We start from the raw sequence: 21,926 nt of genomic DNA, 5'->3' as shown, positions 1-21,926 counted from the left end.
CCGAGGCCGTACCAGGGGTAGAACACCCCTGATGACCACGACCCTGCGGCCGACCGAGCCGCTTCAGCGCGCGGCCGACGGGACCCGTTCACGCCGCTACCAGGTGTGCGTGAACAGCCGTCCCGTCGGCGCGATACACCTCGGCACCTCCCCGGCCTTCGGCGACTCGGTGGCCGTGATCCACGATCTGCGCATCGACGAACCCGACCGCCGGCGCGGCCGGGGCACGGTCGCCGCCCTCGCCGCGGAGGAGGTCGCGAGAGGCTGGGGCTGCCGGCAGATCCAGGTGAGCGTCGGGGCCGACGCCGCCGCCGGCCCGCACCTCGCAGGGGCGCTCGGCTACGTCCTGCGCACTCGCGGCATGGTGAAGTCGCTGGGCGGCACCCCGCCCGCCCTGCCCCCGGGCAGCAGCGCGCGCCCCATGACGCCCGCCGAGTTCTCCGCCTGGCAGACCTACCAGGCGGAGCAGTACGCCCGCACGTGGATGGAGCAGGGCGTCCCGGAGCCCGAGGCCCGCGCCAAGGCCCGCAACGACCACCGCACCCTGCTGCCACAAGGGCTGGACACCGAGAACATGCTGTTCAGCGTGGTCCACCACGACGGCGACCGGGTCGGCGTCCTGTGGCTGGCGCTGCGCGAGGACCAGGCCTACGTCTTCGACGTGGAGACGGATGCGGCCCACCGGGGGCGGGGGCACGGCCGGGCGCTGATGCTGCTGGCGGAGATCCAGGCCCTCGACGCCGGCCGGCGCCTCGTCGGCCTGAACGTCTTCGCGGGCAACACCCCGGCCGAGCGGCTCTACACGTCGCTGGGCTACGAGACCGTCCGCTACAGCTACTCCAAACCCTTGCTGTAGCGGCGGTGACGGCGGCGGCTCAGGCCTCCTGGCCGGCCAGGAGCCGGTCCACGATCTCCTCGATGCGCTCGCGCAGCCCCTCCTGGCTCTTGCCGCCGTCCAGCCGCTCGCCGCCGATCACGTACGTGGGGGTGCCGGTCACGCCGATCGCCTTTCCCTCCGCCTGGTCGGCGTCGACGATCAGGATGTGCCGGCCGTCCACGAGCGCCGTGTCGAACTCCTCGGCGTCCAGACCCAGTTCCCGGGCCACCTCGACCAGCAGGGGTTCCCCCTTGCGGTCCAGCTCCGCCACCCGGCCCAGCACGGCCTCCACGTACGGCCAGCCCTTGCCCTGTTCCAGGGCCTCCTCGGCGGCCTGCGCGGCGGCGAAGGCGTACTTGTGCTTCTCCAGCGGGAAGTGCCGCAGCCGCACCTCGAGACGGTGGCCGTAGCGGGCGCGCAGGGCGCGGACGTCGTCCAGGGCGGTGTGGCAGTCCGGGCACTGCAGCTCGCACCAGACGTCGAGAACGGGAACGGCGGCGGGCACGGGGGAGGAGTCGCTCATGCCCCCCAGTCTCCCAGCCGCCGCGAGGCCGCCCCAACCGGACCCGGGGGTACCGCCCGGCGCACGCCGTCACCGGCACCTGGGAAGGAGACGACCCCGAGATCTCCCTGATCTCGGGCCGGAGCGTGGCCCCGCCGGGCCCCGGCGGTGCAGGATGGAAGGGACGAAGTACACATGCCCGACCGAGCGCCGTCCTGGAGGACCGGATGATTGCCGAGACCGTCTGCTCCGCGGTGTCCGCGGCGGGCCTGGGCATCGCGGCGGTCACCGCGTACCGCAGGCGATTCCTCACGGCCGCCCGTATCGCCGCGTACTCACTGATTCCGGTCGGCCTGGTGATGACGGGCGTCGTGGAGTGGCTGGCCGACACGGCCTTCAGCCCGACGGCCTGGGCCGGCTTCGCCGTGCTGGGCGTCGCCTGGGTGCTGTTCCTGACCACCCGAGCCGTGGAGCGCCGTCGTGGTGGCACCCGCAAGGAACGCAAGGCCGCCAGGGCCGCCGCACAGCGCGAGGCGGTCGCCCCGTCGGCCTCCCAGCCCTCCCTGGGCGGCTCCGCCGCCCCCGCGTCGCCGCGGCCCGCGAGCGCGCCCCGCGGCGACGACGACTTCAGCGACATCGAGGCCATCCTGAAGAAGCACGGCATCTGAGGAGCACGGCGTCCGGAGAGAACGAGGTTCTGAAACGACACAGCGGTCCGGGGCCGTCAGCAGGCGCTCCGGAATGATCACAATCCGGACCGGACATTGCTGATTCAACGAACCCCTGGTCCTTCCGGGCGTGTTGATCGCCTCGGGCGGGTGCGCTGCGTCATCATCGCCGCGAGATGCCGGACCCGACTCAGCTGCACACACAGCTGGACACGAGACAGAGCGAAACCGCGCCACCGCAGGACGAACCGCGCGGCTGCCTCTTCGCCCTTTCCCAGCCACCGCTGATGATCTTCCTTGCGGTGATCGGGTGTCTGATCCTCATGGCTGCGTTGCACGACCTGCTGTTGCTGTGAGCCGTACCCGCGGTCCCCGGCGCCACCCGCCGGGGCCGTGTCGGCCCGTGATCAGCCCGTGGCCTCCTTGCGCCGCGCCCGGTAGGCGGCCACGTGCAGCCGGTTCCCGCAGGTACGGCTGTCGCAGTACCGCCGCGATCGGTTGCGGGAGAGGTCGACGAAGGCGCGCCGGCAGTCGGGCGCCTCGCACCGGCGCAGCCGCTCCTGTTCCCCGGCGACCACGAAGAACGCCAGGGCCATCCCGCAGTCGGCCGCCAGGTGATCGGCGACCGAGGCGCCGGGGGCGAAGTAGTGGATGTGCCAGTCGTAGCCGTCGTGGTCGGTGAGCCGCGGGGTGGTGCCGGCGGCGGCGACCAGTTCGTTGATCAGCCCGGCGGCGGCACGGGGCTCCGGGGCGGCGAAGACGGCCGCGAACCGTCCGCGGATCTTGCGCACCGCGGCGAGGTCCAGCTCCGAGAGCACGCCCACGTCGCTGATCTCGTGTGTTCCCACGAAATCCGCCAGGGCCGCGACATCCGGCAGCCCGTCCGGGGCCGAGTCGTCCTCCGGCACGGTGTTCACCAGATCCACCACGGTGTCGAGCGCGCACCGGGTGTCGTGGGTGATCAGCACGTTCTGCTCCCTGGCCTGGGGGTCGGGCGCGGCGCCCGCCGATGCTGGCCGATGGTAGTGGCTTCCGCCGCGACCGGACCGGCTCCGCCCACTCTCCGGCCCACGGTCGTAGGGAGAACGTCGGCGGACCGCCCACGGTTCCCGGCCCCGCGCGGGAACGGCCTCCGCGCACACGCGCACACGCGCACCGGCGCCGCCCCGCGGGGTACGCGGAGGCGACGCCGGTGTGCGCCGTATGCGGTTGTCCGGGCCCGTGCCGTCACCCCGAGTCGACGGCGCCGGGCTGCTTCACGGGGCCTCGCCCTAGCTTTCCGCCAGGATGTGCGAGAGCTCCTGGTCGAGATCGAAGTGCCGGTGCTCCGTGCCGGGGGGCACGGCGGCGTCTGTGCGCTTCAGGAAGGACTCCAGGGCCCGCGCCGGGGCCTCGAGCAGTGCCTCGCCCTCCGGGGAGCTGAGAGCGATGCACACGACGCCCTGGCCGTGACTGCGCGACGGCCAGACACGGACGTCGCCCGTGCCGGTGGGGCGGTGGAGACCTTCGGCGAGGAGGTCGCGGGCGAACACCCACTCGACGGTCTCCTCGGCTCCGGTGTGGAAGGTGGCGTGCACGGCGTAGGGGTCGGCCGTGTCGTACCGCAGGCCTGCGGGGACAGGCAGGGAGGACTCGCTCGACACAACGAGGCGCAGGTGCAGCTCGCAGCTGACCGTGGTGTTCATAAGCGCCAGGGCCTTTCGCTCAGTGTGCGCTCGGGGATTCGCACGTCGGCGAAATCGACATGCCACCTACGGTGCCGTTGTAAACCCCTCTGAGTGTTTTGCGTGTGTTTAGGTAACTCTTCCGGCCGATAGATCGTTCGCGCCGTGCGCCCATTCCGGTGACAGGTTTCGCTCCGGTAGTGTTTGGCCGTATGAACACGGGGAGTGACAAGCCTGGCGAGGCCGCCGTGGCGCAGGACGGTTCGGGGACGGACGGTGCGCCGGAGCAGCGCGCGCTCGGGTCCCGGGCGCCGGAATTCATCAAGGCGCGCCGCGCCCTGCACGTCAGCTGGCAGGTCGGCGTCTTCATCGTCGGCCTCGCCGTGGTGGTGGCCGGCATCATCATGCTGCCGCTGCCCGGACCCGGCTGGGTCGTGATCTTCGGCGGCATGGCGATCTGGGCGACCGAGTTCGTCTGGGCCCAGCTGGTGCTGCGCTGGACCAAGCGCAAGGTGACCGAGGCGGCACAGCGCGCGCTCGACCCCAAGGTGCGGCGCCGGAACATCATCCTGACCTCGATCGGCGTGGTGATCATCGGTGTGCTGGCCGGGATCTACCTGTGGAAGTTCGGCCTGCAGATGCCCTGGAAGATCAAGGACCAGTGATCCCCGGCGGGGGTGCGGCCGTCCGGCCCCCGCTGGTCACGGGCACCCCTGACATGGGGTAATGTTCTTCCTGCGTCCGGGCGATTAGCTCAGTGGGAGAGCGCTTCGTTCACACCGAAGAGGTCACTGGTTCGAACCCAGTATCGCCCACCGGATCATCAGGCGGCCCGGCTCACCGATCGTGAGCCGGGCCGCTTCGTCGTGTGCGCGCCCGGCCGGGCGCGCACGGGCGCCCGCCCGCCCGGCCGTCCCGAGGGGCCCGACCGTTCCGCTTCGGCCCGCCTTCATTCAACCGTGACCTTCCGCGCCGCGTATCGTGCCGGGGCCGCCGGCGTTCGGCCGGCCGGTCGCGTGGCGCCGACCTGCGGTTTCTCCGCCGCGCCGGCCTTGAGCGCCGCAGCGGCCGTGGGCGGCCCCCGTCCCCGGGCCCATCAATTCCTGTCCGAATCATTGACGTGCCCCCGGGCCCTCCGTAACTTGTGCCAGCAAGCGCTTACTTGAAACGATTCACGACGCGGACGCACCACGAGCGACGCACCGGCGCGGGGAGGCTCATATGCAGCACAACGGGAATGTCGAGAGGCGGACGATCCTCAAAGCGGCGGGGGCCTCGCTGGCCGTCGCGGGACTGGGCGCGACGGCCACCGCGTGCGGCGGAGGCAGCGGCGCGGGGGACGGAACGGTGACGATCCGTTACTCCTGGTGGGGGGCCGAGGACCGGGCCGAGCGCATCAACAAGACCATCGCGCTCTTCGAGAAGAAGTACCCGAAGGTCAAGGTCAAGACCGACTTCCAGCCGTACGGGGACTTCTGGAAGAAGTTCAACACCCAGGCCTCCGGCGGAAATCCGCCGGACGTCTTCCAGAATGCCATCGGATTTCTCCGCAAATACGACGCGAAGAATGTGCTGCTCGATCTGAGCGAGCAGGTCGAGGCGGGCAACCTCTCCATGGACGGATTCCGCGCGGGCCTGGAGAAGTTCGGCGAGATCGACGGCAAGCTGCTCGGCGTCCCCGTCGGCTCCAACTCCATGGCCCTCGTCATCGACAAGCCCGTCTACACCCGGGCCGGCGTCACGCCCGAGCAGGGCTGGACCTGGGACGACTTCGACGCGGCGATGACGAAGATCCGCGACCGGACGGGCCGGGCCGGGGACAGTGGCATGTACGGCGTCATGTACCTCTACGACCTGTACCTGAGGCAGAACGGCAAGGCCTTCTTCACCGAGGACGGACTCGGCTTCACGGAGGCCGACCTGACCCAGTGGTGGACCAAGGCGGAGAAGGGCGTGAAGTCCGGTCTGTTCGCCGACGCCAAGAAGGTCGTCCAGGTCAAGCCCAAGTCGGCGCTCTCCGCCGAACTGGCCGGCAGCGAATTCACCTGGGACAACTTCACCGTCCGCTACACCTCGGAGGGCAAGAGCGAGTACGGCCTGGCGCCCATCCCGACCACGGACGGCAAGAAGACCGGCCAGTACCTCGGTTCGCTGATGCTCAGCGCCTCCAAGCGCACCCAGCACCCCAAGGAAGTCGCCCAGTTCATCGACTTCATGGTCCACGACCCCGAGGTCGCCAAGATCATGGGCTACGACCGCGGTGTCCCCGCGACGCAGGCCCAGTACGACGCGTACCGGCCGACCGACCCGGTCAACAGGGCGATCGCGGCCTACGAGGAGTCCCTCGTGAAGGCGGGCGTCCTGGAACCCATCACCCCGCACCCCGCCGGTGCAGACATCTGCGAGGCCGCGTTCCTGCGCATCGCCGAGGAGATGGCGCTGGGCAAGCGGTCCGTGGACGACGCGGTCGAGCAGTTCTTCAACGAGTCGAAGACGGCTCTCGCCGGCTGATGGGAAGCGCCGTGACACACGCCCCCGCGAGGGAGGACCTGACCCGGGACTCCGAGCCGCGGCACGGTCCGGTGAAGGTCCCGCGCCCCGCCGCCCTGAAACAGCGGCGGCGCCGGGACAACCTGGCCGGCTACCTCTTCATGTCCCCCTGGATCGCCGGGTTCCTGCTGCTGACGGCGGGACCGATGGTGGCCTCCCTCTACTTCGCGTTCACCGACTACGACCTGTTCGACGCGCCCCGGTGGATCGGCCTGGACAACTTCTCCGAGATGTTCGGCGACCCCCGCTGGCGCCACTCGGTGCAGGTGACGCTCTGGTACGTCGTCGTCGGCACGCCGATCAAGCTGATCGCCGCCCTCGGCGTCGCGCTGCTGCTGGCACAGAAGCGGCGCGGCCAGGCCTTCTACCGGGCCGCCTTCTACGCCCCGTCACTGATCGGCGCGAGCGTGTCCGTCGCCATCGTGTGGAAGGCGATCTTCTCGGACGACGCGGTCGTCGACCGCACGCAGCAGTTCTTCGGGATCGACGCCGGGGGCTGGACCGGCGATCCGGACCTGATCATCTACAGCCTGGTGGCGCTCACGGTCTGGCAGTTCGGTGCCCCCATGGTGATCTTCCTGGCCGGCCTCAAGCAGGTGCCGCGTGAGCTGTACGAGGCGGCCGACGTGGACGGGGCGGGCAGGCTGCGGCAGTTCTGGAACATCACCCTGCCGATGATCTCCCCGGTCCTCTTCTTCAACGTCCTGCTGGAGACGATCCACTCGTTCCAGATCTTCAGCTCGGCGTACATCGTCGGCGGCGGCGCCGGAGGCAACGCCTGCGGTCCGGCCGACGGTTCGATGGTCTACACCTGCTACCTGTACGTCCAGGGCTTCGAGAACAGCCGCATGGGCCTGGCCTCCGCCATGGCGTGGATGCTGCTCCTCGCGGTCGCCCTGGTGACGGCGGTGCTGTTCTGGTCCCAGAAGCGCTGGGTGCACTACGAGGAGGGCGGCCGATGAGCGCGCAGGCCACCGACGTCACGCCGGCCCGGTCCACCGCGGGAGCGCTGCGGCGGAAGCTGCCGGGCTCGCTCGCCTGGCACATCGGGTCGCTGGCGATCCTCGCGGTGATCCTCTACCCGGTCATCTGGGTGATCGGCGGCTCGTTCAAGAAGAGCGAGGACATCGTCGGCAGCCTGGACCTCTTCCCGGGCGACCCGGTCGTCGCCAACTACACGAGCCTCGCCGACGGCATCGCGGACATCTCGATCTCCACCTTCTTCTTCAACTCACTCTTCCTCGCGGTCGGCTCGGTGATCGGCATCCTGCTGTCCTGCTCGCTCACCGCGTACGCCTTCGCGAAGATCAGGTTCGCCGGACGAAATCTGCTCTTCACACTGATGATCGGCACGCTGCTGCTGCCGTACCACGTGCTCCTGATCCCGCAGTACGTCGTGTTCCGCAACCTGGGGCTGATCAACACGTACACCCCGCTGCTGCTGGGCAAGTACCTCGCCACCGAGGCGTTCTTCGTCTTCCTGATGGTGCAGTTCATGCGCAATCTGCCCAGGGAGCTGGACGAGGCGGCCCGGCTCGACGGCTGCGGGCACTTCCGCATCTACTGGTCGATCGTGCTCCCGCTGTGCCGCCCGGCGCTGATCACCAGCGCGATCTTCACCTTCATCAACTCCTGGAACGATTTCATGGGCCCGCTGATCTACCTCAACGAGCCCGGCAAGTACACCGTCTCCCTCGGCCTGAAGATGTTCGTGGACCAGGAGGGCCTGGCCAACTACGGCGGCATGATCGCCATGTCGCTCGTCGCCCTCCTCCCCGTCCTCGCCTTCTTCCTGGCCTTCCAGCGCTACCTGATCGACGGCATGGCGACGTCCGGTCTGAAGGGCTGAGGTGATCCGAACATGACCGAGCTGCGCGCGGGGGCCCGCACGGAACGCGGGGAGTCACGGCTCGCCGAACGGTTCGCGCTGTTCGCCGAGTGCCTGCTGACCGGGGTGTGGATCACGGTGGCCGCGCTGCCGCTGGTCACCTACCCCGCCGCCTTCGCGGCCGGCGCGCGGCACCTCGGGCGCCGGCTCGCCCACGAACAGGGCGGGCTGCGCGAGTTCGCGGCCGACTTCCGCGCCGCCCTGCGCCGGGGCTGGCTCGTCGGCGTCGCCGGCTGGGCAGCCCTGGCCGCGGTGTGGGTGGACGTGCAGGCCGTACGGAACGGTCTCCCGGGCGGCCCGTTCGTGGGTGCCGTCGGCGTGCTCGCCCTGATCGGCGCGGCCGTGGCCGGGCTGCGCGCGACGGCCACCTGGAGGCCCGGCGCCTCCTGGCGGGCCCTGCTCGCCGAGTCCGGCCGCCGTACCGTACGCGATCCCGCCGGCTCCTTCCTGATAGTCGGAGGACTGGTCCTGGTGGTCAGCTCAGCCTGGTTCAGCGTGCCGCTCGCGGTCGCCGTGCTGGGCGCCGTCGCGGCGTCGGCCGTCGCCGTGGAGGAGCGTCACCGACACCGCTGACCCGGCGGTGTCTCCCCGTACCGAGGCCGGCGCCCCGGCGCCGTGCCTTTGTCTGTCATGCCCTTGACACCCCTGCTGCACGGAACGGAAAGGAAAGGCCATGTCCCCCATCCCCCGCAGGTCCCTCCTCAAGGCGGCCGCCGTCGCCGGCGCCGCCGCCCAGTTCAGCTGGGCCCTCGGCGCCAGGAACGCGCAGGCCGCGCCCCCCGCCGCCGCGGCCGACGACAGCCCCGTCACCCTGACCTGGCTGGAGGACGGCGGCCTCGGGGCCGCCCCCGGCTCCACCGTCGGCGTCCCCTGGCCCAGGGGCACCCACCAGGCCGACCAGTCGTTCGCCGTGACCGACGCGGACGGCAAGGCCGTACCCGTGCAGTCCTGGCCGCTCGCCTACTGGCCGGACGGCTCCCTCAAGTGGACCGCGCACGCCGTCGGCTCGGGCGACGGAGCGCTCACCCTGACCGCCGGCACCCCCGCCGCACCCGCCGAGAAGGTCACCGTCGGCCGGCGCGGCGGCACCGTCGACATATCGACCGGCGTCATCACCGCGCGGATCGCCACCTCCGGTACCACGCTGATCAAGTCCATCACCCGAGGCAACACCGAGATCGCGAAGAACGGCCGCCTCGTCCTGCTCCGCCAGCCCGAGATCGAGGACGGCGACCAGGGCACCGTGAAGTGCGAACGCTTCGACGGCGCGGTCGACAAGGTCACCGTCGAGCAGGACGGCCCCGTCCGCGCCGTCGTCCGCATCGACGGCAGACACCACAAGGGACACCGCGGCTGGCTGCCCTTCTCCCTCCGCCTCTACTTCTACGCGGGCGCCGACTCCTTCCGCATGGTGCACACCATCACCTTCGACGGCACCCAGGAGCCCGGCAAGGCGAGCGGCGACTTCATCCGCGGCCTCGGCGTCCGCTTCACCGTCCCCATGCGCGACGAGTCCTACGACCGCCACATCCGCCTCGGCGGCGAAGGCACCGGACTGCTGCGCGAGGCCGTCAAGGGCATCACCGGACTGCGCCGCGACCCCGGAGCCGCCGTACAGGCCGCCCAGTTCGCCGGCGAGAAGCTGCCCGACCCGGCCACCTGGGACCAGCGCGTCACCACCCGCCTCCAGTACATCCCCGAGTGGGGCGACTACACGCTCTCCCAGCTCTCCGCCGACGGCTTCACCCTGCGCAAGCGCACCAAGAAGGGCCACGGCTGGATCGGCGCCGGCGGCGGCCGCCGCGCCTCCGGCTTCGGCTACGTCGGCGGGGCGAGCGGCGGACTCTCCTTCGGTCTGCGCGACTTCTGGGAGAAGCACCCCGCCCAGCTCGACATCCGCGACGCGCAGACCGACGAGGCCGAGGTCACCCTCTGGCTCTGGTCGCCCGAGGCCCAGCCCATGGACCTGCGCTTCTACCACGACGGCATGGGCCAGGACACCTACGCCGAGCAGCTCGAGGGCCTCAACATCACCTACGAGGACCACGAACCGGGGTTCGGCACCCCCTACGGCATCGCCCGCACCTCCGAGCTGCTGTTCTGGGCCAACGCCACCACCCCGAGCGCCGAGACGCTCGCCGCACAGGTCGAGGCCGTCCGCGTGCTCCCGCAGCTCGCCGCACCGCCCAAGCAGCTCATCAGGGCCGGCGTCTTCGGCAAGGGCCTGTACGCCGAGCCCGACCGCTCCACGCCCGCCAAGGCGAAGATCGAGGACCACCTCGACTTCCTCTTCACCTACTACAAGGACCAGGTGGAGCAGCGCCGCTGGTACGGCTTCTGGGACTACGGCGACATCATGCACACCTACGACACCGCCCGGCACGTCTGGCGCTACGACGTGGGCGGCTACGCCTGGGACAACTCCGAGCTCTCCCCGGACCTGTGGCTCTGGTACGCCTACCTGCGCTCAGGCCGCGCCGACATCTTCCGCTTCGCCGAGGCCATGACCCGGCACACCGGCGAGGTCGACGTCTACCACCTCGGCAAGTGGGCGGGCCTCGGCACCCGGCACGGCGTCCAGCACTACGCCGACAGCGCCAAGCAGCAGCGCATCGCCAACACCACCTACCGCCGCTACTACTACTTCCTCACCGCCGACGAACGCGTCGGCGACCTCATGCGGGCCAACGTCGACTCCGACGAGACCTTCCTCGTGCTCGACCCGCAGCGCAAGGTACGCCCCGACCCCGACTACACCCCCGACCCGCACGCCCTGTCGATCGGCTTCGGCACCGACTGGAGCGGCCTCGTCTCCGCCTGGCTGACCGAGTGGGAACGCAAGGGCCCCCAGTGGGAGAAGGCCAGGGACCGCGTCCTGTCCACCATGGAGACCATCGCCGCCCAGCCCAACGGATTCGTCCAGGGCAGCGGCCTGTACGACCTGGACACCGGGAAGTTCGCCATCGCCGACGAGCCCGTCGTCTCCGTCTCCCACCTCTCGGCGGTCTTCGGCCTGAACGAACTCTGCGCCGAGCTGATCGACCTCGTCGACATGCCGAAGTTCGAGGAGGCGTACTACGACTACTGCCGCTACTTCAACGCCTCCAAGGCCGAACAGGCCGCCCGCTACGGCAGCAACTTCGGCAGCCTCATCCTCTTCCAGGGGCATTCCCGCCTCGACGCCTACGCGGCCGTCCGGACCGGGGACGGCAAGCTGGCCGAGCGCGCCTGGGACAAGTTCTACAACTCCGACGGCTACCGGGAGTCGGCACCCTGGACGACGCAGAAGCTGACCGGCCCCGTCGCCCTGGTGCCGGGCAGCGAGGCGAGCTGGGTCTCCACCAACGACACCGCGCTCTACGGCCTCGCCGCCATCGAGAACCTCGCACTCCTGGGGGACAGGATGCCGTGACGGGCATATGACGGACGCCGGCGCGGGCACACTCCCCGGGTGGACTGGAACCATTACGTCTTCCGCAGCCGGTGGGCCCTGCCCGCGCCCGCCGCCGTCGTCTACCGCGAGCTGGAACGCCTCGAGGACTACCCCCGCTGGTGGCCCCAGGTGCGCGAGGTCACCCGCCTCGACTCCACCGCGGGCATCGTCCGGATCCGCTCCCTCCTCCCGTACGACCTCACCCAGACCGTGCGCGAACTGCGCCGCGACCCCGCGGCGGGCGTGCTGGAGGTCTCCTTCTCCGGCGACATGGAGGGCTGGGCCCGCTGGACGGTCGCACCCGACGGCACCGGCGGCACCAGTGTCCGCTACGACCAGGAGGTCGACGTCCACAAGCCGCTGCTGCGCCGCCTCGCCGTGCCGGGACGGCCCCTGTTCCGGGCCAACCACCGGCTGATGATGCGGGCCGGACGGCGCGGACTGGCAGCCCGCCTGAAGGCGGTTTGAACAGAGCCTCCCCGGACCTGTATTGTTCAGTGCGTTCCCGGGCGATTAGCTCAGTGGGAGAGCGCTTCGTTCACACCGAAGAGGTCACTGGTTCGAACCCAGTATCGCCCACGCTCGCGAGAGCGACGTGTGTCCGCAAACTACGCGGACCACGTCGCTCTCTTCGTTTCGGCGCGGCTTCGCCGCGCGTTGTGGGGGCTCCGCCACCCACACCCCGGCCCGGCGCCGTTCCGGGCCGGGGACGAGAGGTCACGCCGCCGCCGGCAGGTCCGGGCGCAGTGGCCAGGCCGGGTCCACGGCCTCCTCCGTCCCGTTGAGCGCGAACCACGCCTGGAGCCCGCGGGCCTGCCCCGCGTGCCACACCGCCTGGAGCGTGTGCAGCTCGGCGGGGGAGAGGCGCTCCAGCCGGGCCTGGAAGCGGCGCCCCAGGGCCCGGACGACCCCCAGTGCGGCCTGTGCGTCGGCCGCCGCGTCGTGCGCGCCCTCCAGTTCGACGCCGTAGTGCGCGCACAGGTCGGTGAGCGTGCGCCGGCCCTTGCGGTAGCGGTCCAGGTGCTTGTCCAGCACGCGCGGGTCGAGGACGTGCAGCGACGTCCGCTCCAGCCGGGCGGCCAGCGACGACGCACGGTGGCGGCGCAACTCCCGGTCCAGCAAGGTGAGATCGAACGGCGCGTTCATCACCACGAGCGGCCGGCCGGCCCGGGCCTGCTCGCCCAGCGCCTCGGCTATCTCGTGCATCACCGGCGCCGGCCAGCGTCCGTTGCGCTGCAGATGCTCCTCGGTCAGCCCGTGCACCGCCGTCGCGGCCTCGGGCACCGGTACGCCCGGGTTCACCAGCCAGCGGCTGACCCGGGGCCGGAGCCCCGGCGCGTCCTGGACGACCAGAGCCGCCGACACGATCCGGTCGGTCTCGACGTCCACACCCGTGGTCTCCGTGTCGAAGGCGGCCAGCGGCCCCTCGAACCAGTACGTCATAGGGCACTCAACTCCTCGTCCGAACACGGCAGCTGACGCGCCGTCCTCTGTCCCGGTTCGGTGATACCCGGGCTGTTTGCGACGTACGCCGGAAGGACACAACAGGAGTATGGGTCTTTGCAGTTCAGCGACCCGCAGCGCGGATACACCAGTTCTGGAAGGCTGTTGGTCATGGCCATAGCGCAGCCCGAACGGGGCGGGCTGCTGCCCGAGCGCACGGCGACCGTCCGGGGTTCCCTCGCCACCACCGCCTGCATGGAGACCCTGCAGGTCGGCTATCTGCACGCGGTCGCCGCGGCGGCCGGCTGCTCGTTGTCCCAGCCCTTCCCGGACAACGGCATCGACTGGCACGTCAGCCACAGCGCGCCCGGGCACACCGTCGACGACGAGGTCACCATCAAGGTGCAGCTCAAGGCGACCTACCAGATCCCGCCGAGCCCGCCCGGCCGCTTCTTCTCCTTCACCCTCGACAACGACCATCTGGCCAAGCTCGCCCGCACCCCGGTGTCGGTGCACAAGATCCTGGTCGTGATGATCGTCCCCCGCTCACGGGACCAGTGGCTGCGTGCCGGCCACGACCGGCTGGACCTCAGGCACTGCTGCTACTGGACCAACCTCGCCGGACACGCGATCACGGGCCGGCGGCGCACCACCGTGCGGATACCGACCGCACGGGTCTTCGACGACCGGGCGCTGTGCGAGATCATGACGCGGGTCGGGACGGGAGGGAAACCATGACGCACCGCCCCACCCACGAACCCCTGCGCCCCGTCCGTCCCCACCCCGTCGACACCGGCACCACCGCCTTCGACGACGGCACCCCCGAGCCCGCCACCGTCGACCCGGCCGTCCTCGCCGCCCTGCTGCACCGGCACGGATGGCACCGCCGGGGCGGCGCCCCGGGCCGCTACGGCCGCTGGACCCCGCCCGGCCCCGCCGCCGGCACCACCAGCCTCCTGGTGCCCGACAGCCGCGCCTTCCCCGACAGCGACGACCTGCTCGGCGAGGCACTGCTCGCCCTCTCCCGCAGCGGCACGCCCTCGGCCCGCGAGATCCTCGTCTCCCTCGCCACGCCCAGCGACGAGATCCGCTGGTGGCGCGACCTGCCGACCGGCCCCGCCGGCACCGCGCCCTGGACCGTCGAGGAACAACTGCGCTCCGCCGCCCGCCGCATCCTGCTCGCCGGCGCCCTCGCCACCCGAGCCCGGGCCGGCTACCACGGCGCCCGGCACCGCCGCTCCGCCGCAGCCTCCCTGGCGAACGTCCTGGTCGGCCCCGCCCCCGACGGCCGACGCCTCACCGCCTTCGTGCCCGTCACCGGCGGCCGCCCCCTCGCCGTACGCCTCCACCACGCCCTCTTCGCCGCCCGCGAGGCCGTCGACTACCGGCGGGCCACCGGCGCCATGGACGCCTTCGACAGCGCCGTCGCCGCGGGCGTCAGCCACGAACTCACGGAGGCGCTCGTCGCTCTCGTCCGCGGCACGGAGGGCGCCCGCATCGCCGTCGCCTGGGCGCCGGCGGCCGGCGTTCCCGAGGGCTGCGCCGCCCCCGCCGAACCCGTCGAGTTCTCGCCAGGCGACCTGCCCGCCCTGCGCGAGGCCGGCGCCCGCTATCTGCGCGCGGAGCCCTCCGTGCCGGTGCGGCTCACCGGCACGGTCGTGCGGATGCGCCGGACCGGCCCGCGCGGCACCGGAACCGTACGGCTGCGGGTGCTCGCCGGGGCCGACGTCCCGCACGTGCGGATCACCCTGGACGAGGAGGCGTACCGCATCGCCGGGCATGCGCACCTGGTCGGGCTGCCCGTGCGCGTGCTGGGGCGACTGGAGAGCCGGGGCGGGTTCCGCCGCCTCACCGACGCCTGCGAGGTCGCCCCCGCGCAGGTCGACGACGCCGAGCGCGACCGGCTGCTCAAGGCCCTCCAGGAGAACGTGGACGTCTTCGGGGAGGCCTGCGGCGGGGATTGATTTCGACCGGGGCGGGCCGGGGTCGGTACGATCGCCCTCATGCGTGCGCTCCGGTATGGCGCCGCAGCCCCACCTTCAGTCAGGAGAGACCGGTGTCAGACGTCCGTGTGATCATCCAACGCGATTCGGAGCAGGAAGAACGCGTGGTGACGACGGGCACTACGGCCGCCGAGCTCTTCGCCGGCCAGCGCTCGATCATCGCGGCGCGCGTGGCCGGTGAGCTCAAGGACCTCGCCTACGAGGTCAAGGACGGCGAGACCGTCGAGGGCGTCGAGATCTCCTCCGAGGACGGCCTGAACATCCTGCGCCACTCCACCGCGCACGTCATGGCCCAGGCCGTGCAGGAGCTCTTCCCGGAGGCCAAGCTGGGCATCGGCCCGCCGGTCAAGGACGGCTTCTACTACGACTTCGACGTCGAGAAGCCCTTCCACCCCGATGACCTCAAGGCCATCGAGAAGAAGATGCAGGAGATCCAGAAGCGGGGGCAGAAGTTCTCCCGCCGCGTGGTCACCGACGAGGCCGCCCGCGAGGAGCTCGCCGACGAGCCGTACAAGCTGGAGCTGATCGGTCTCAAGGGCTCCGCCTCGCACGACGACGGCGCGGACGTCGAAGTCGGCACCGGCGAGCTGACGATCTACGACAACCTGGACGCCAAGACCGGCGAGCTGTGCTGGAAGGACCTCTGCCGCGGTCCCCACCTGCCCAGCACCCGCAACATCCCGGCGTTCAAGCTCATGCGCAACGCGTCCGCCTACTGGCGCGGCAGTGAGAAGAACAAGCAGCTCCAGCGCATCTACGGCACCGCCTGGCCCACCAAGGACGAGCTGAAGGCGCACCTGGAGTTCCTCGCCGAGGCCGAGAAGCGCGACCACCGCAAGCTCGGCAGCGAGCTCGACCTGTTCTCCTTCCCCGACGAGCTGGGCCCCGGCCTCGCGGTGTTCCACCCCAAGGGCGGCGTCGTCCGCAAGGTCATGGAGGACTACTCGCGTCAGCGCCACGAGGTGTCGGGGTACGAGTTCGTGAACACCCCGCACATCTCGAAGGAACGCCTCTTCGAGATCTCCGGGCACCTGCCGCACTACTCGGAGGGCATGTTCCCGGCGATCGAGTTCGACGAGCAGAACTACCGCCTCAAGGCGATGAACTGCCCCATGCACAACCTGATCTTCAAGTCGCGTGGGCGCTCGTACCGTGAGCTGCCCCTGCGGTTGTTTGAGTTCGGCACTGTCTACCGGTACGAGAAGTCGGGCGTCGTGCACGGTCTGACCCGGTCACGTGGCTTCACTCAGGACGACTCGCACATCTACTGCACCAAGGAGCAGATGCCGCAGGAGCTCGACACCCTCCTGACCTTCGTCCTGGACCTGCTGCGCGACTACGGTCTGACCGAGTTCGAGCTGGAGCTCTCCACCCGAGACGACTCCGACAAGTTCATCGGCTCGGACGAGGACTGGGAGGAGGCCACCGAGGCCCTTCGCCAGGCCGCCGAGAAGCAGAACCTGCCGCTGGTCCCCGACCCGGGCGGCGCCGCGTACTACGGCCCGAAGATCTCCGTTCAGGCGAAGGACGCCATCGGCAGGTCCTGGCAGATGTCGACCGTCCAGGTCGACTTCAACCAGCCCAAGCGCTTCGGGCTCGAGTACACGGCGGCGGACGGCTCGCGCCAGCAGCCGGTCATGATCCACCGCGCGCTGTTCGGGTCCATCGAGCGGTTCTTCGGCGTGCTGCTGGAGCACTACGCGGGCGCGTTCCCGGCCTGGCTGGCGCCCGTGCAGGCGGTGGGCATCCCCGTGGGGGACGCTCACGTGCAGTACCTGGAGGAGTTCGCAGGCGAGGCGCGGCGCAAGGGGCTGCGCGTCGAGGTGGACGCGTCCTCGGACCGGATGCAGAAGAAGATCCGCAACCAGCAGAAGCAGAAGGTCCCGTTCATGATCATCGTCGGTGACGAGGACATGCACGCGGGCACGGTGTCGTTCCGCTACCGCGACGGTTCACAGGAGAACGGCATTCCGCGTGACCAGGCGCTGGCGAAGCTCGTTGATGTGGTGGAGCGTCGTGTCCAGGTCTGACGTGCTCCCCGCCTGAGCGGGGTCGGCCCCCGGGAGCGATCCCGGGGGCCTTTCCCGTGGCCTCCGGCGACGCCATATGCTGCACGCATGACGAGTGAGCCGGAGCAGCAGATCGGAGTGGGGACGCAGGACGCGTTCCAGCGCCTGTGGACGCCCCACCGGATGGCCTACATCCAGGGCGAGAACAAGCCGACCGGCCCCGGCGCCGACGACGGCTGTCCCTTCTGCACCATCCCGGCCAAGTCCGACGAGGACGGGCTCGTCGTCCGGCGCGGCGAGCACGTGTACGCGGTGCTCAATCTCTACCCGTACAACGGCGGCCACCTGATGACGGTGCCGTACCGGCACGTCGCCGACTACACGGATCTGACCGACGCGGAGACGGCCGAGCTGGCGCAGCTCACCAAGCAGGCGATGACGGCCCTGCGGACCGCGTCCGGCGCCCACGGCTTCAACATCGGCATGAACCAGGGCACGGTGGCCGGCGCGGGCATCGCCGCGCACCTGCACCAGCACGTCGTCCCCCGCTGGGGCGGCGACACGAACTTCATGCCCGTGATCGGCCACACGAGGGTGCTGCCACAGCTGCTGGGGGACACCCGCAAGATGCTGGCGGACGCCTGGCCGGCGAGCTGACCTCCAGACTGCGGGCGCAGCCCCGGCGGTGCGCCCTCACGTCTCCGGCTGAACCGCCGGAGGCCTACGCGTCGTAGACGTCGGCCTTCCGCGGCGACGGGTCCTGTACCGCCGTGCTGAGGAACGACGACCGCGCGCCGAACTTCTCCGTGTCCACGCCGTTCTCCTCCAGCACCCGGATCGCCGCCGAGTGCACCACCCGCAGCACCGGCGTGGCCGCCCGCAGCGCGTCGTCGGCCATGAAACGGTGTCGCCACGGCTGGTCCGCCCACGCGTGCCGCAGTCCGAAGGGCTCGGGCAGGCCGATCGTGCCGCCGAGCCAGTTCAGCAGGGGCGGGTACCAGGTGAGCGGGGCGCGGACGGCGAGCCGTACCACCTCGTTGGCGGTGACCAGCGGGAGCATCACCTTGCGCGTCTCCCACGGCTTGAACGACTTGGCGACCTCCTTGGAGGGCGCCTCCGGCTTGGTCGTGAAGAGCGGGTTGACCGGGCCCAGGGCATGCCCGGTCACCTCGATGCGCAGTGTGGCGTGCAGCACGGTGACCGTGATCAGCATGGTGATGACCAACTGGCCGTCCCACAGCGTCCACTGGACGCCCAGGTAATGCCGGTCGCCGGCGCCGAACTGCTGCTTGTTGCAGATGTCCTGGATCGCGTGCGGCTTGACCTGGTACGCCTCGACATCCGTGCCCTCCGGGCGGGACACCGCCTTGGCGTTCTCGCCGATCGGCGTGACGATCCAGTGGCGTATGGACGGCTTCGTGAAGCCGCCGGTGTTCAGCGGGCCGCGCTCCAGCATGCGCAGCTGGTCGTGGATGGAGCGTATGACGTCCCAGCTGCGGAAGGGGTGGATCTCGCGAGCCGGGTCGGCCGGGACCAGCTCCTCGGCGAGCTGCCAGCTGCCCCACCGGGTGCCCATGCCGAGGATGCCCTTGGGGCCGGCGTAGAAGACGGAATTGGACTGCTGTTCGGCGCCGAGCTTGGCGAGGGACTGGCGCAGCTGTTCGGCGGCCGTCTCGTTCGGGTTGCTGGGCACCGCCTCGGGCACCTTGGCGCCGACGCCGCTGCCGGACAGCAGCCCGTCCCAGCGCTCCCGCAGGTCCCTGGCCGTCCGCTCGCAGATCCGCTTGGCCCAGAACCAGCCGACGACGGGCATCACCACCGCCGCGCGCGCGTACCAGGCCCAGAAGCCGGAGAACGGCATCTTGAGCAGGAACAGCGCGGCCAGGACGGCGATCGCCAGGAGGACGGCGGTGCCCAGGGCGCCTGCCTGCTTGTTCTCCGCCTTGGCGACGGTGGTGCGGATCTGGAAGCCGAGCAGCCAGACCAGGGCGCCGGGGAGGAACAGCAGGCCGCACAGCACGCTGACCATGGTCAGCCGGTTGTCGCGGGCCTTGCGGATGCCGTTGGCCGCGAGGCAGTGCTCCACGACCACCTGCGGCTCGGCGCCGAAGGACTGGATGAGCGGCTTGCGGTCGCCGCCTAGCATGCGGTCGGCCACCGCGCGCGAGAAGGCCTCACCGAGGTTGGGGCGGAAGATCGTGGCCCACTTGCGGCCCGCGTTGACCGTCGTCTGGTGCCACTCGTTGTCGGCCTTCTTGATCTCCTCCATCGGGTCGTCCCGGTAGGCGGCCGAGGCCAGCGCGAAGGTGGCCGTCTGCCCCCCGTCGTCCGTACGCGGAACCTGCGGCCCGAAGAAGTCCGCGTAACCGCCGTCAACGGTCATTCCCGCCCCCGATCGCCACCACTGTCGCTCCTGCGGCCTTCCCGACTTCCCTGCTCCGCACACCTGTTGATCAGGTCATCAGCGTATCCGCAGCCGCGGGCGTGCGTCACCGGACGGCCGAAGGCGCCCCCGCGTGCGCGGATTGACGCCGAGGTGCACCCTCGTGCGCCGGGGCGGCGGCCCTCCGGCGCGGGGCGGCCCGCGCCGGACCCGGCACCGTCACGTCGTCGCGTGGACCTCCTCGCGCAGCCGTGCCGCGACCTGCTGCGGCATCGGCTCGTGCCGTACGTAGCGGCGGTCGAAGCGTGCGGTGCCGTGCGACAGGGAGCGCAGGTCCACCGCGTAGCGGTCGATCTCGATCTCGGGCACCTCGGCCCGGATCAGGGTCCGCCCGCCGGTGGTCTGCTCGGTGCCGAGCACCCGGCCGCGCCGCCCCGACAGGTCGCTCATCACGGTGCCCACGTAGTCGTCGCCGACCAGCACGCTGACCTCCGCGACCGGTTCCAGCAGGTGGATCCGGGCGTCGGCCGCGGCCTCCCGCAGGGCCAGCGCGCCGGCCGTCTGGAAGGCGGCGTCGGAGGAGTCCACCGAGTGCGCCTTGCCGTCCAGCAGCGTGACGCGGACGTCGATCAGCGGATGGCCCGAGGCGACGCCCTTGGCGGCCTGGGCACGTACGCCCTTCTCGACCGAGGGGATGAACTGCCGGGGCACCGCCCCGCCGACGACCCTGTCCACGAACTCGATGCCCGAACCGCCCGGCAGCGGCTCCACCTCGATCTCGCAGATGGCGTACTGCCCGTGCCCGCCGGACTGTTTGACGTGCCGCCCGCGTCCGGCGGCCTTCCCGCCGAAGGTCTCCCGCAGGGACACCTGGTGGGGCACGACGTCGACCTGGACGCCGTACCGGCTGCGCAGCCGCTCCAGGGCCACGTCGGCATGGGCCTCGCCCAGGCACCACAGGACCACCTGGCGGGTGTCCTGGTTCTGCTCCAGCCGCATCGTGGGGTCCTCGGCGACCAGACGGGCGAGCCCCTGGGAGAGCTTGTCCTCGTCGGGTTTGCTGTGCGCCCGGATGGCGAGCGGCAGCAGCGGGTCGGGCATCTCCCAGGGGGCCATCAGCAGCGGGTCGTCCTTGGCCGACAGGGTGTCCCCGGTCTCCGCGCGGCTCAGCTTGGCCACGCAGGCCAGGTCGCCCGCGATCACGTGCGGGACCGGGCGCTGCTGCTTGCCGAACGGCGTGGACAGGGCGCCTATCCGCTCGTCGACGTCGTGGTCCTCGTGGCCGCGGTCGGCCAGTCCGTGCCCGGAGACGTGCACCGTCTGGTCGGCGCGCAGGGTGCCTGAGAAGACGCGGATCAGCGAGATCCGGCCGACGTACGGGTCGGAGGAGGTCTTGACGACCTCCGCGACCAGCGACTCGTCGGGGTCGCACATCCGCAGTTCGCGCGGGGTGCCGTCGGGCGTGGTGACCCGGGGCGCCTCGCGTTCGAGCGGGGTCGGGAAGCCGCGGACGATCAGGTCCAGCAGCTCGACGGTGCCCAGTCCCTGCCGGGCGCCCTCGGCGGCGGGCGCGGCGGCGAGGACGGGGAAGAAGGCGCCGCGTGCGACGGCCCGCTCCAGGTCCTGGATCAGGGTCTTGACGTAGACCTGCTCGCCGCCGAGGTAGCGGTCCATGAGGGTCTCGTCCTCGCTCTCCGCGATGATCCCCTCGATGAGCAGGTTGCGGGCCTCCTCGATCAGCGGCAGCTGGTCCCCGACCGGTTCGGACTCCTCGCGCACGCCGGAGGAGTAGTCGAAGAGCCGCTGGGTGAGCAGCCCCATCAGCCCCGTCACGGGCGCGTGCCCGTCGGGTCCCTGCGGTCCGCGCAGGGGCAGGTACAGCGGCAGCACGGCGTCGGGGTCGTCCGCGCCGAACGCGTCGGCACAGATCCGGGTCATCTCCTCGAAGTCGGCCCGCGCCGCCTCCAGGTGCGTGACGACGATGGCGCGCGGCATGCCGACGGCGGCGCACTCCTCCCAGACCATGCGGGTCGAGCCGTCCACGCCGTCGGAGGCCGAGACGACGAAGAGGGCCGCGTCCGCGGCGCGCAGACCGGCCCTGAGCTCCCCGACGAAGTCGGCGTATCCGGGGGTGTCCAACAGATTGATCTTGATGCCTTCCCATTCCACCGGCACCAGGGAGAGCTGTACCGAGCGGTGCTGCCGGTGTTCGATCTCGTCGTAGTCCGAGACGCTGCCGCCGTCCTCCACGCGGCCCGCGCGGTTCACCGCCCCCGCGGTCAGTGCGAGGGCCTCCACCAGAGTCGTCTTGCCCGATCCGGAGTGGCCGACCAGCACCACATTCCGTACGGACGCGGGATGGTCGGCCGCCGATGCCCTGCCGGCGGCTCCGGGGTGGGTATGTGCCTTGTCGCCCATGTCCTTGCCTCCCGTGCACGGTGAGGTCGTGTGGGCGCGGACGCGCGGCACCGCGTGCACTGGCGGCTCCGGCGACGCCCGCGGTCCT

General features: G+C 70.9%; 20 protein-coding genes and 2 tRNA genes. 16 read left to right on the top strand and 6 right to left on the bottom strand.

Annotated features, from left to right (window positions below; all coding sequences use genetic code 11):
• Positions 1–31 precede the first annotated feature (31 nt).
• Complete coding sequence (locus AB0E77_RS13845; RefSeq protein ID WP_361569548.1) at positions 32–856, top strand: GNAT family N-acetyltransferase; 825 nt, start codon at positions 32–34, stop codon at positions 854–856.
• Between the two features lie 19 nt (positions 857–875).
• Here the strand turns inward: AB0E77_RS13845 and AB0E77_RS13840 are convergent, their stop codons facing one another.
• Complete coding sequence (locus AB0E77_RS13840; protein WP_361569546.1) at positions 876–1,400, bottom strand: DsbA family protein; 525 nt, start codon at positions 1,398–1,400, stop codon at positions 876–878.
• A 206-nt stretch (positions 1,401–1,606) separates the two neighbouring features.
• On the opposite strand from AB0E77_RS13840, the gene AB0E77_RS13835 reads away from it, so the two are divergent.
• Both AB0E77_RS13835 and AB0E77_RS13830 read left to right on the top strand, forming a co-directional pair.
• Entirely contained in the window at positions 1,607–2,047 is a 441-nt protein-coding gene (locus AB0E77_RS13835; RefSeq protein ID WP_361569545.1) for a hypothetical protein, read from the top strand.
• 176 nt (positions 2,048–2,223) lie between these two features.
• Positions 2,224–2,403, top strand: a complete 180-nt coding sequence (locus AB0E77_RS13830; RefSeq protein ID WP_361569543.1) for a hypothetical protein — start codon at positions 2,224–2,226, stop codon at positions 2,401–2,403.
• Between the two features lie 51 nt (positions 2,404–2,454).
• Here AB0E77_RS13830 and AB0E77_RS13825 read toward each other — a convergent pair whose 3' ends face one another.
• Both AB0E77_RS13825 and AB0E77_RS13820 read right to left on the bottom strand, forming a co-directional pair.
• Positions 2,455–3,015: a CGNR zinc finger domain-containing protein gene (locus AB0E77_RS13825; RefSeq protein ID WP_361569541.1), complete on the bottom strand. Its 561-nt coding sequence runs from the start codon at positions 3,013–3,015 to the stop codon at positions 2,455–2,457.
• A 303-nt stretch (positions 3,016–3,318) separates the two neighbouring features.
• Complete coding sequence (locus AB0E77_RS13820; protein WP_004002642.1) at positions 3,319–3,732, bottom strand: SsgA family sporulation/cell division regulator; 414 nt, start codon at positions 3,730–3,732, stop codon at positions 3,319–3,321.
• Positions 3,733–3,923: 191 nt separating this feature from the next.
• On the opposite strand from AB0E77_RS13820, the gene AB0E77_RS13815 reads away from it, so the two are divergent.
• The 9 genes from AB0E77_RS13815 (at position 3,924) to AB0E77_RS13775 (ending at position 12,161) form a co-directional block, all read left to right on the top strand.
• The gene (locus AB0E77_RS13815) at positions 3,924–4,376 is read left to right on the top strand and encodes a TIGR02611 family protein (RefSeq protein WP_361569539.1); all 453 of its coding nucleotides are present in this window, start codon (positions 3,924–3,926) and stop codon (positions 4,374–4,376) included.
• A 78-nt stretch (positions 4,377–4,454) separates the two neighbouring features.
• A tRNA-Val gene (locus AB0E77_RS13810) sits at positions 4,455–4,526 on the top strand.
• Positions 4,527–4,932: 406 nt separating this feature from the next.
• Positions 4,933–6,222 carry an extracellular solute-binding protein gene (locus AB0E77_RS13805; RefSeq protein ID WP_361569537.1) on the top strand — a complete coding sequence of 430 codons (1,290 nt, stop codon included), beginning with the start codon at positions 4,933–4,935 and terminating at the stop codon, positions 6,220–6,222.
• On the top strand, positions 6,222–7,223 hold the full coding sequence (locus tag AB0E77_RS13800) for a sugar ABC transporter permease (protein WP_361569535.1): 1,002 nt from the start codon (positions 6,222–6,224) through the stop codon (positions 7,221–7,223). The genes AB0E77_RS13805 and AB0E77_RS13800 overlap by 1 nt, the downstream gene beginning before the upstream one ends.
• The gene (locus AB0E77_RS13795) at positions 7,220–8,110 is read left to right on the top strand and encodes a carbohydrate ABC transporter permease (RefSeq protein ID WP_361569533.1); all 891 of its coding nucleotides are present in this window, start codon (positions 7,220–7,222) and stop codon (positions 8,108–8,110) included. Before AB0E77_RS13800 ends, AB0E77_RS13795 begins: the two co-directional genes overlap by 4 nt.
• A gap of 12 nt (positions 8,111–8,122) precedes the next feature.
• The gene (locus tag AB0E77_RS13790; RefSeq protein ID WP_361569532.1) at positions 8,123–8,722 is read left to right on the top strand and encodes a hypothetical protein; all 600 of its coding nucleotides are present in this window, start codon (positions 8,123–8,125) and stop codon (positions 8,720–8,722) included.
• A 100-nt stretch (positions 8,723–8,822) separates the two neighbouring features.
• The gene (locus AB0E77_RS13785) at positions 8,823–11,561 is read left to right on the top strand and encodes a Tat pathway signal sequence domain protein (RefSeq protein ID WP_361569530.1); all 2,739 of its coding nucleotides are present in this window, start codon (positions 8,823–8,825) and stop codon (positions 11,559–11,561) included.
• Between the two features lie 39 nt (positions 11,562–11,600).
• The gene (locus tag AB0E77_RS13780; RefSeq protein ID WP_361569529.1) at positions 11,601–12,050 is read left to right on the top strand and encodes an SRPBCC family protein; all 450 of its coding nucleotides are present in this window, start codon (positions 11,601–11,603) and stop codon (positions 12,048–12,050) included.
• 39 nt (positions 12,051–12,089) lie between these two features.
• Positions 12,090–12,161, top strand: a tRNA-Val gene (locus AB0E77_RS13775).
• Between the two features lie 138 nt (positions 12,162–12,299).
• Here AB0E77_RS13775 and AB0E77_RS13770 read toward each other — a convergent pair.
• On the bottom strand, positions 12,300–13,025 hold the full coding sequence (locus AB0E77_RS13770; RefSeq protein WP_361569528.1) for a 3'-5' exonuclease: 726 nt from the start codon (positions 13,023–13,025) through the stop codon (positions 12,300–12,302).
• Between the two features lie 171 nt (positions 13,026–13,196).
• Here AB0E77_RS13770 and AB0E77_RS13765 point away from each other — a divergent pair, with 171 nt between their 5' ends.
• The 4 genes from AB0E77_RS13765 (at position 13,197) to AB0E77_RS13750 (ending at position 17,694) form a co-directional block, all read left to right on the top strand.
• On the top strand, positions 13,197–13,763 hold the full coding sequence (locus AB0E77_RS13765; RefSeq protein ID WP_361569526.1) for a DUF4365 domain-containing protein: 567 nt from the start codon (positions 13,197–13,199) through the stop codon (positions 13,761–13,763).
• A complete protein-coding gene (locus tag AB0E77_RS13760) occupies positions 13,760–14,989 on the top strand; it encodes a hypothetical protein (RefSeq protein ID WP_361569524.1) in 1,230 nt (409 codons plus the stop codon). Before AB0E77_RS13765 ends, AB0E77_RS13760 begins: the two co-directional genes overlap by 4 nt.
• A 92-nt stretch (positions 14,990–15,081) precedes the next feature.
• Positions 15,082–17,058, top strand: coding sequence for a threonine--tRNA ligase (gene thrS / locus AB0E77_RS13755; RefSeq protein ID WP_361569523.1), 1,977 nt, complete (start codon positions 15,082–15,084; stop codon positions 17,056–17,058).
• An 87-nt stretch (positions 17,059–17,145) separates the two neighbouring features.
• A complete protein-coding gene (locus AB0E77_RS13750; RefSeq protein ID WP_361569521.1) occupies positions 17,146–17,694 on the top strand; it encodes an HIT domain-containing protein in 549 nt (182 codons plus the stop codon).
• Positions 17,695–17,758: 64 nt separating this feature from the next.
• On the opposite strand, the gene AB0E77_RS13745 is transcribed toward AB0E77_RS13750, so the two are convergent.
• Positions 17,759–19,420: a hypothetical protein gene (locus tag AB0E77_RS13745; protein WP_361569520.1), complete on the bottom strand. Its 1,662-nt coding sequence runs from the start codon at positions 19,418–19,420 to the stop codon at positions 17,759–17,761.
• 219 nt (positions 19,421–19,639) lie between these two features.
• Positions 19,640–21,838, bottom strand: a complete 2,199-nt coding sequence (locus AB0E77_RS13740; protein ID WP_361569518.1) for an elongation factor G-like protein EF-G2 — start codon at positions 21,836–21,838, stop codon at positions 19,640–19,642.
• Positions 21,839–21,926 lie beyond the last annotated feature (88 nt).

This window comes from Streptomyces sp. NPDC032940 (genome assembly GCF_040636935.1).
In the GTDB taxonomy this organism is placed as follows: Bacteria; Actinomycetota; Actinomycetes; order Streptomycetales; family Streptomycetaceae; genus Streptomyces.
This window is presented reverse-complemented; position numbering and strand designations above follow the sequence as displayed.

Coding starts and splice junctions, on each gene's coding strand:
- AB0E77_RS13790 (WP_361569532.1), top strand. CDS start 8,123: ATGACCGAGCTGCGCGCGGGGGCCCGCACGGAACGCGGGGAGTCACGG.
- AB0E77_RS13745 (WP_361569520.1), bottom strand. CDS start 19,420: ATGACCGTTGACGGCGGTTACGCGGACTTCTTCGGGCCGCAGGTTCCG.
- AB0E77_RS13785 (WP_361569530.1), top strand. CDS start 8,823: ATGTCCCCCATCCCCCGCAGGTCCCTCCTCAAGGCGGCCGCCGTCGCC.
- AB0E77_RS13840 (WP_361569546.1), bottom strand. CDS start 1,400: ATGAGCGACTCCTCCCCCGTGCCCGCCGCCGTTCCCGTTCTCGACGTC.
- AB0E77_RS13845 (WP_361569548.1), top strand. CDS start 32: ATGACCACGACCCTGCGGCCGACCGAGCCGCTTCAGCGCGCGGCCGAC.
- AB0E77_RS13760 (WP_361569524.1), top strand. CDS start 13,760: ATGACGCACCGCCCCACCCACGAACCCCTGCGCCCCGTCCGTCCCCAC.
- AB0E77_RS13820 (WP_004002642.1), bottom strand. CDS start 3,732: ATGAACACCACGGTCAGCTGCGAGCTGCACCTGCGCCTCGTTGTGTCG.
- AB0E77_RS13740 (WP_361569518.1), bottom strand. CDS start 21,838: ATGGGCGACAAGGCACATACCCACCCCGGAGCCGCCGGCAGGGCATCG.
- AB0E77_RS13750 (WP_361569521.1), top strand. CDS start 17,146: ATGACGAGTGAGCCGGAGCAGCAGATCGGAGTGGGGACGCAGGACGCG.
- AB0E77_RS13795 (WP_361569533.1), top strand. CDS start 7,220: ATGAGCGCGCAGGCCACCGACGTCACGCCGGCCCGGTCCACCGCGGGA.
- AB0E77_RS13830 (WP_361569543.1), top strand. CDS start 2,224: ATGCCGGACCCGACTCAGCTGCACACACAGCTGGACACGAGACAGAGC.
- AB0E77_RS13805 (WP_361569537.1), top strand. CDS start 4,933: ATGCAGCACAACGGGAATGTCGAGAGGCGGACGATCCTCAAAGCGGCG.
- AB0E77_RS13835 (WP_361569545.1), top strand. CDS start 1,607: ATGATTGCCGAGACCGTCTGCTCCGCGGTGTCCGCGGCGGGCCTGGGC.
- AB0E77_RS13815 (WP_361569539.1), top strand. CDS start 3,924: ATGAACACGGGGAGTGACAAGCCTGGCGAGGCCGCCGTGGCGCAGGAC.
- AB0E77_RS13770 (WP_361569528.1), bottom strand. CDS start 13,025: ATGACGTACTGGTTCGAGGGGCCGCTGGCCGCCTTCGACACGGAGACC.
- AB0E77_RS13800 (WP_361569535.1), top strand. CDS start 6,222: ATGGGAAGCGCCGTGACACACGCCCCCGCGAGGGAGGACCTGACCCGG.
- AB0E77_RS13765 (WP_361569526.1), top strand. CDS start 13,197: ATGGCCATAGCGCAGCCCGAACGGGGCGGGCTGCTGCCCGAGCGCACG.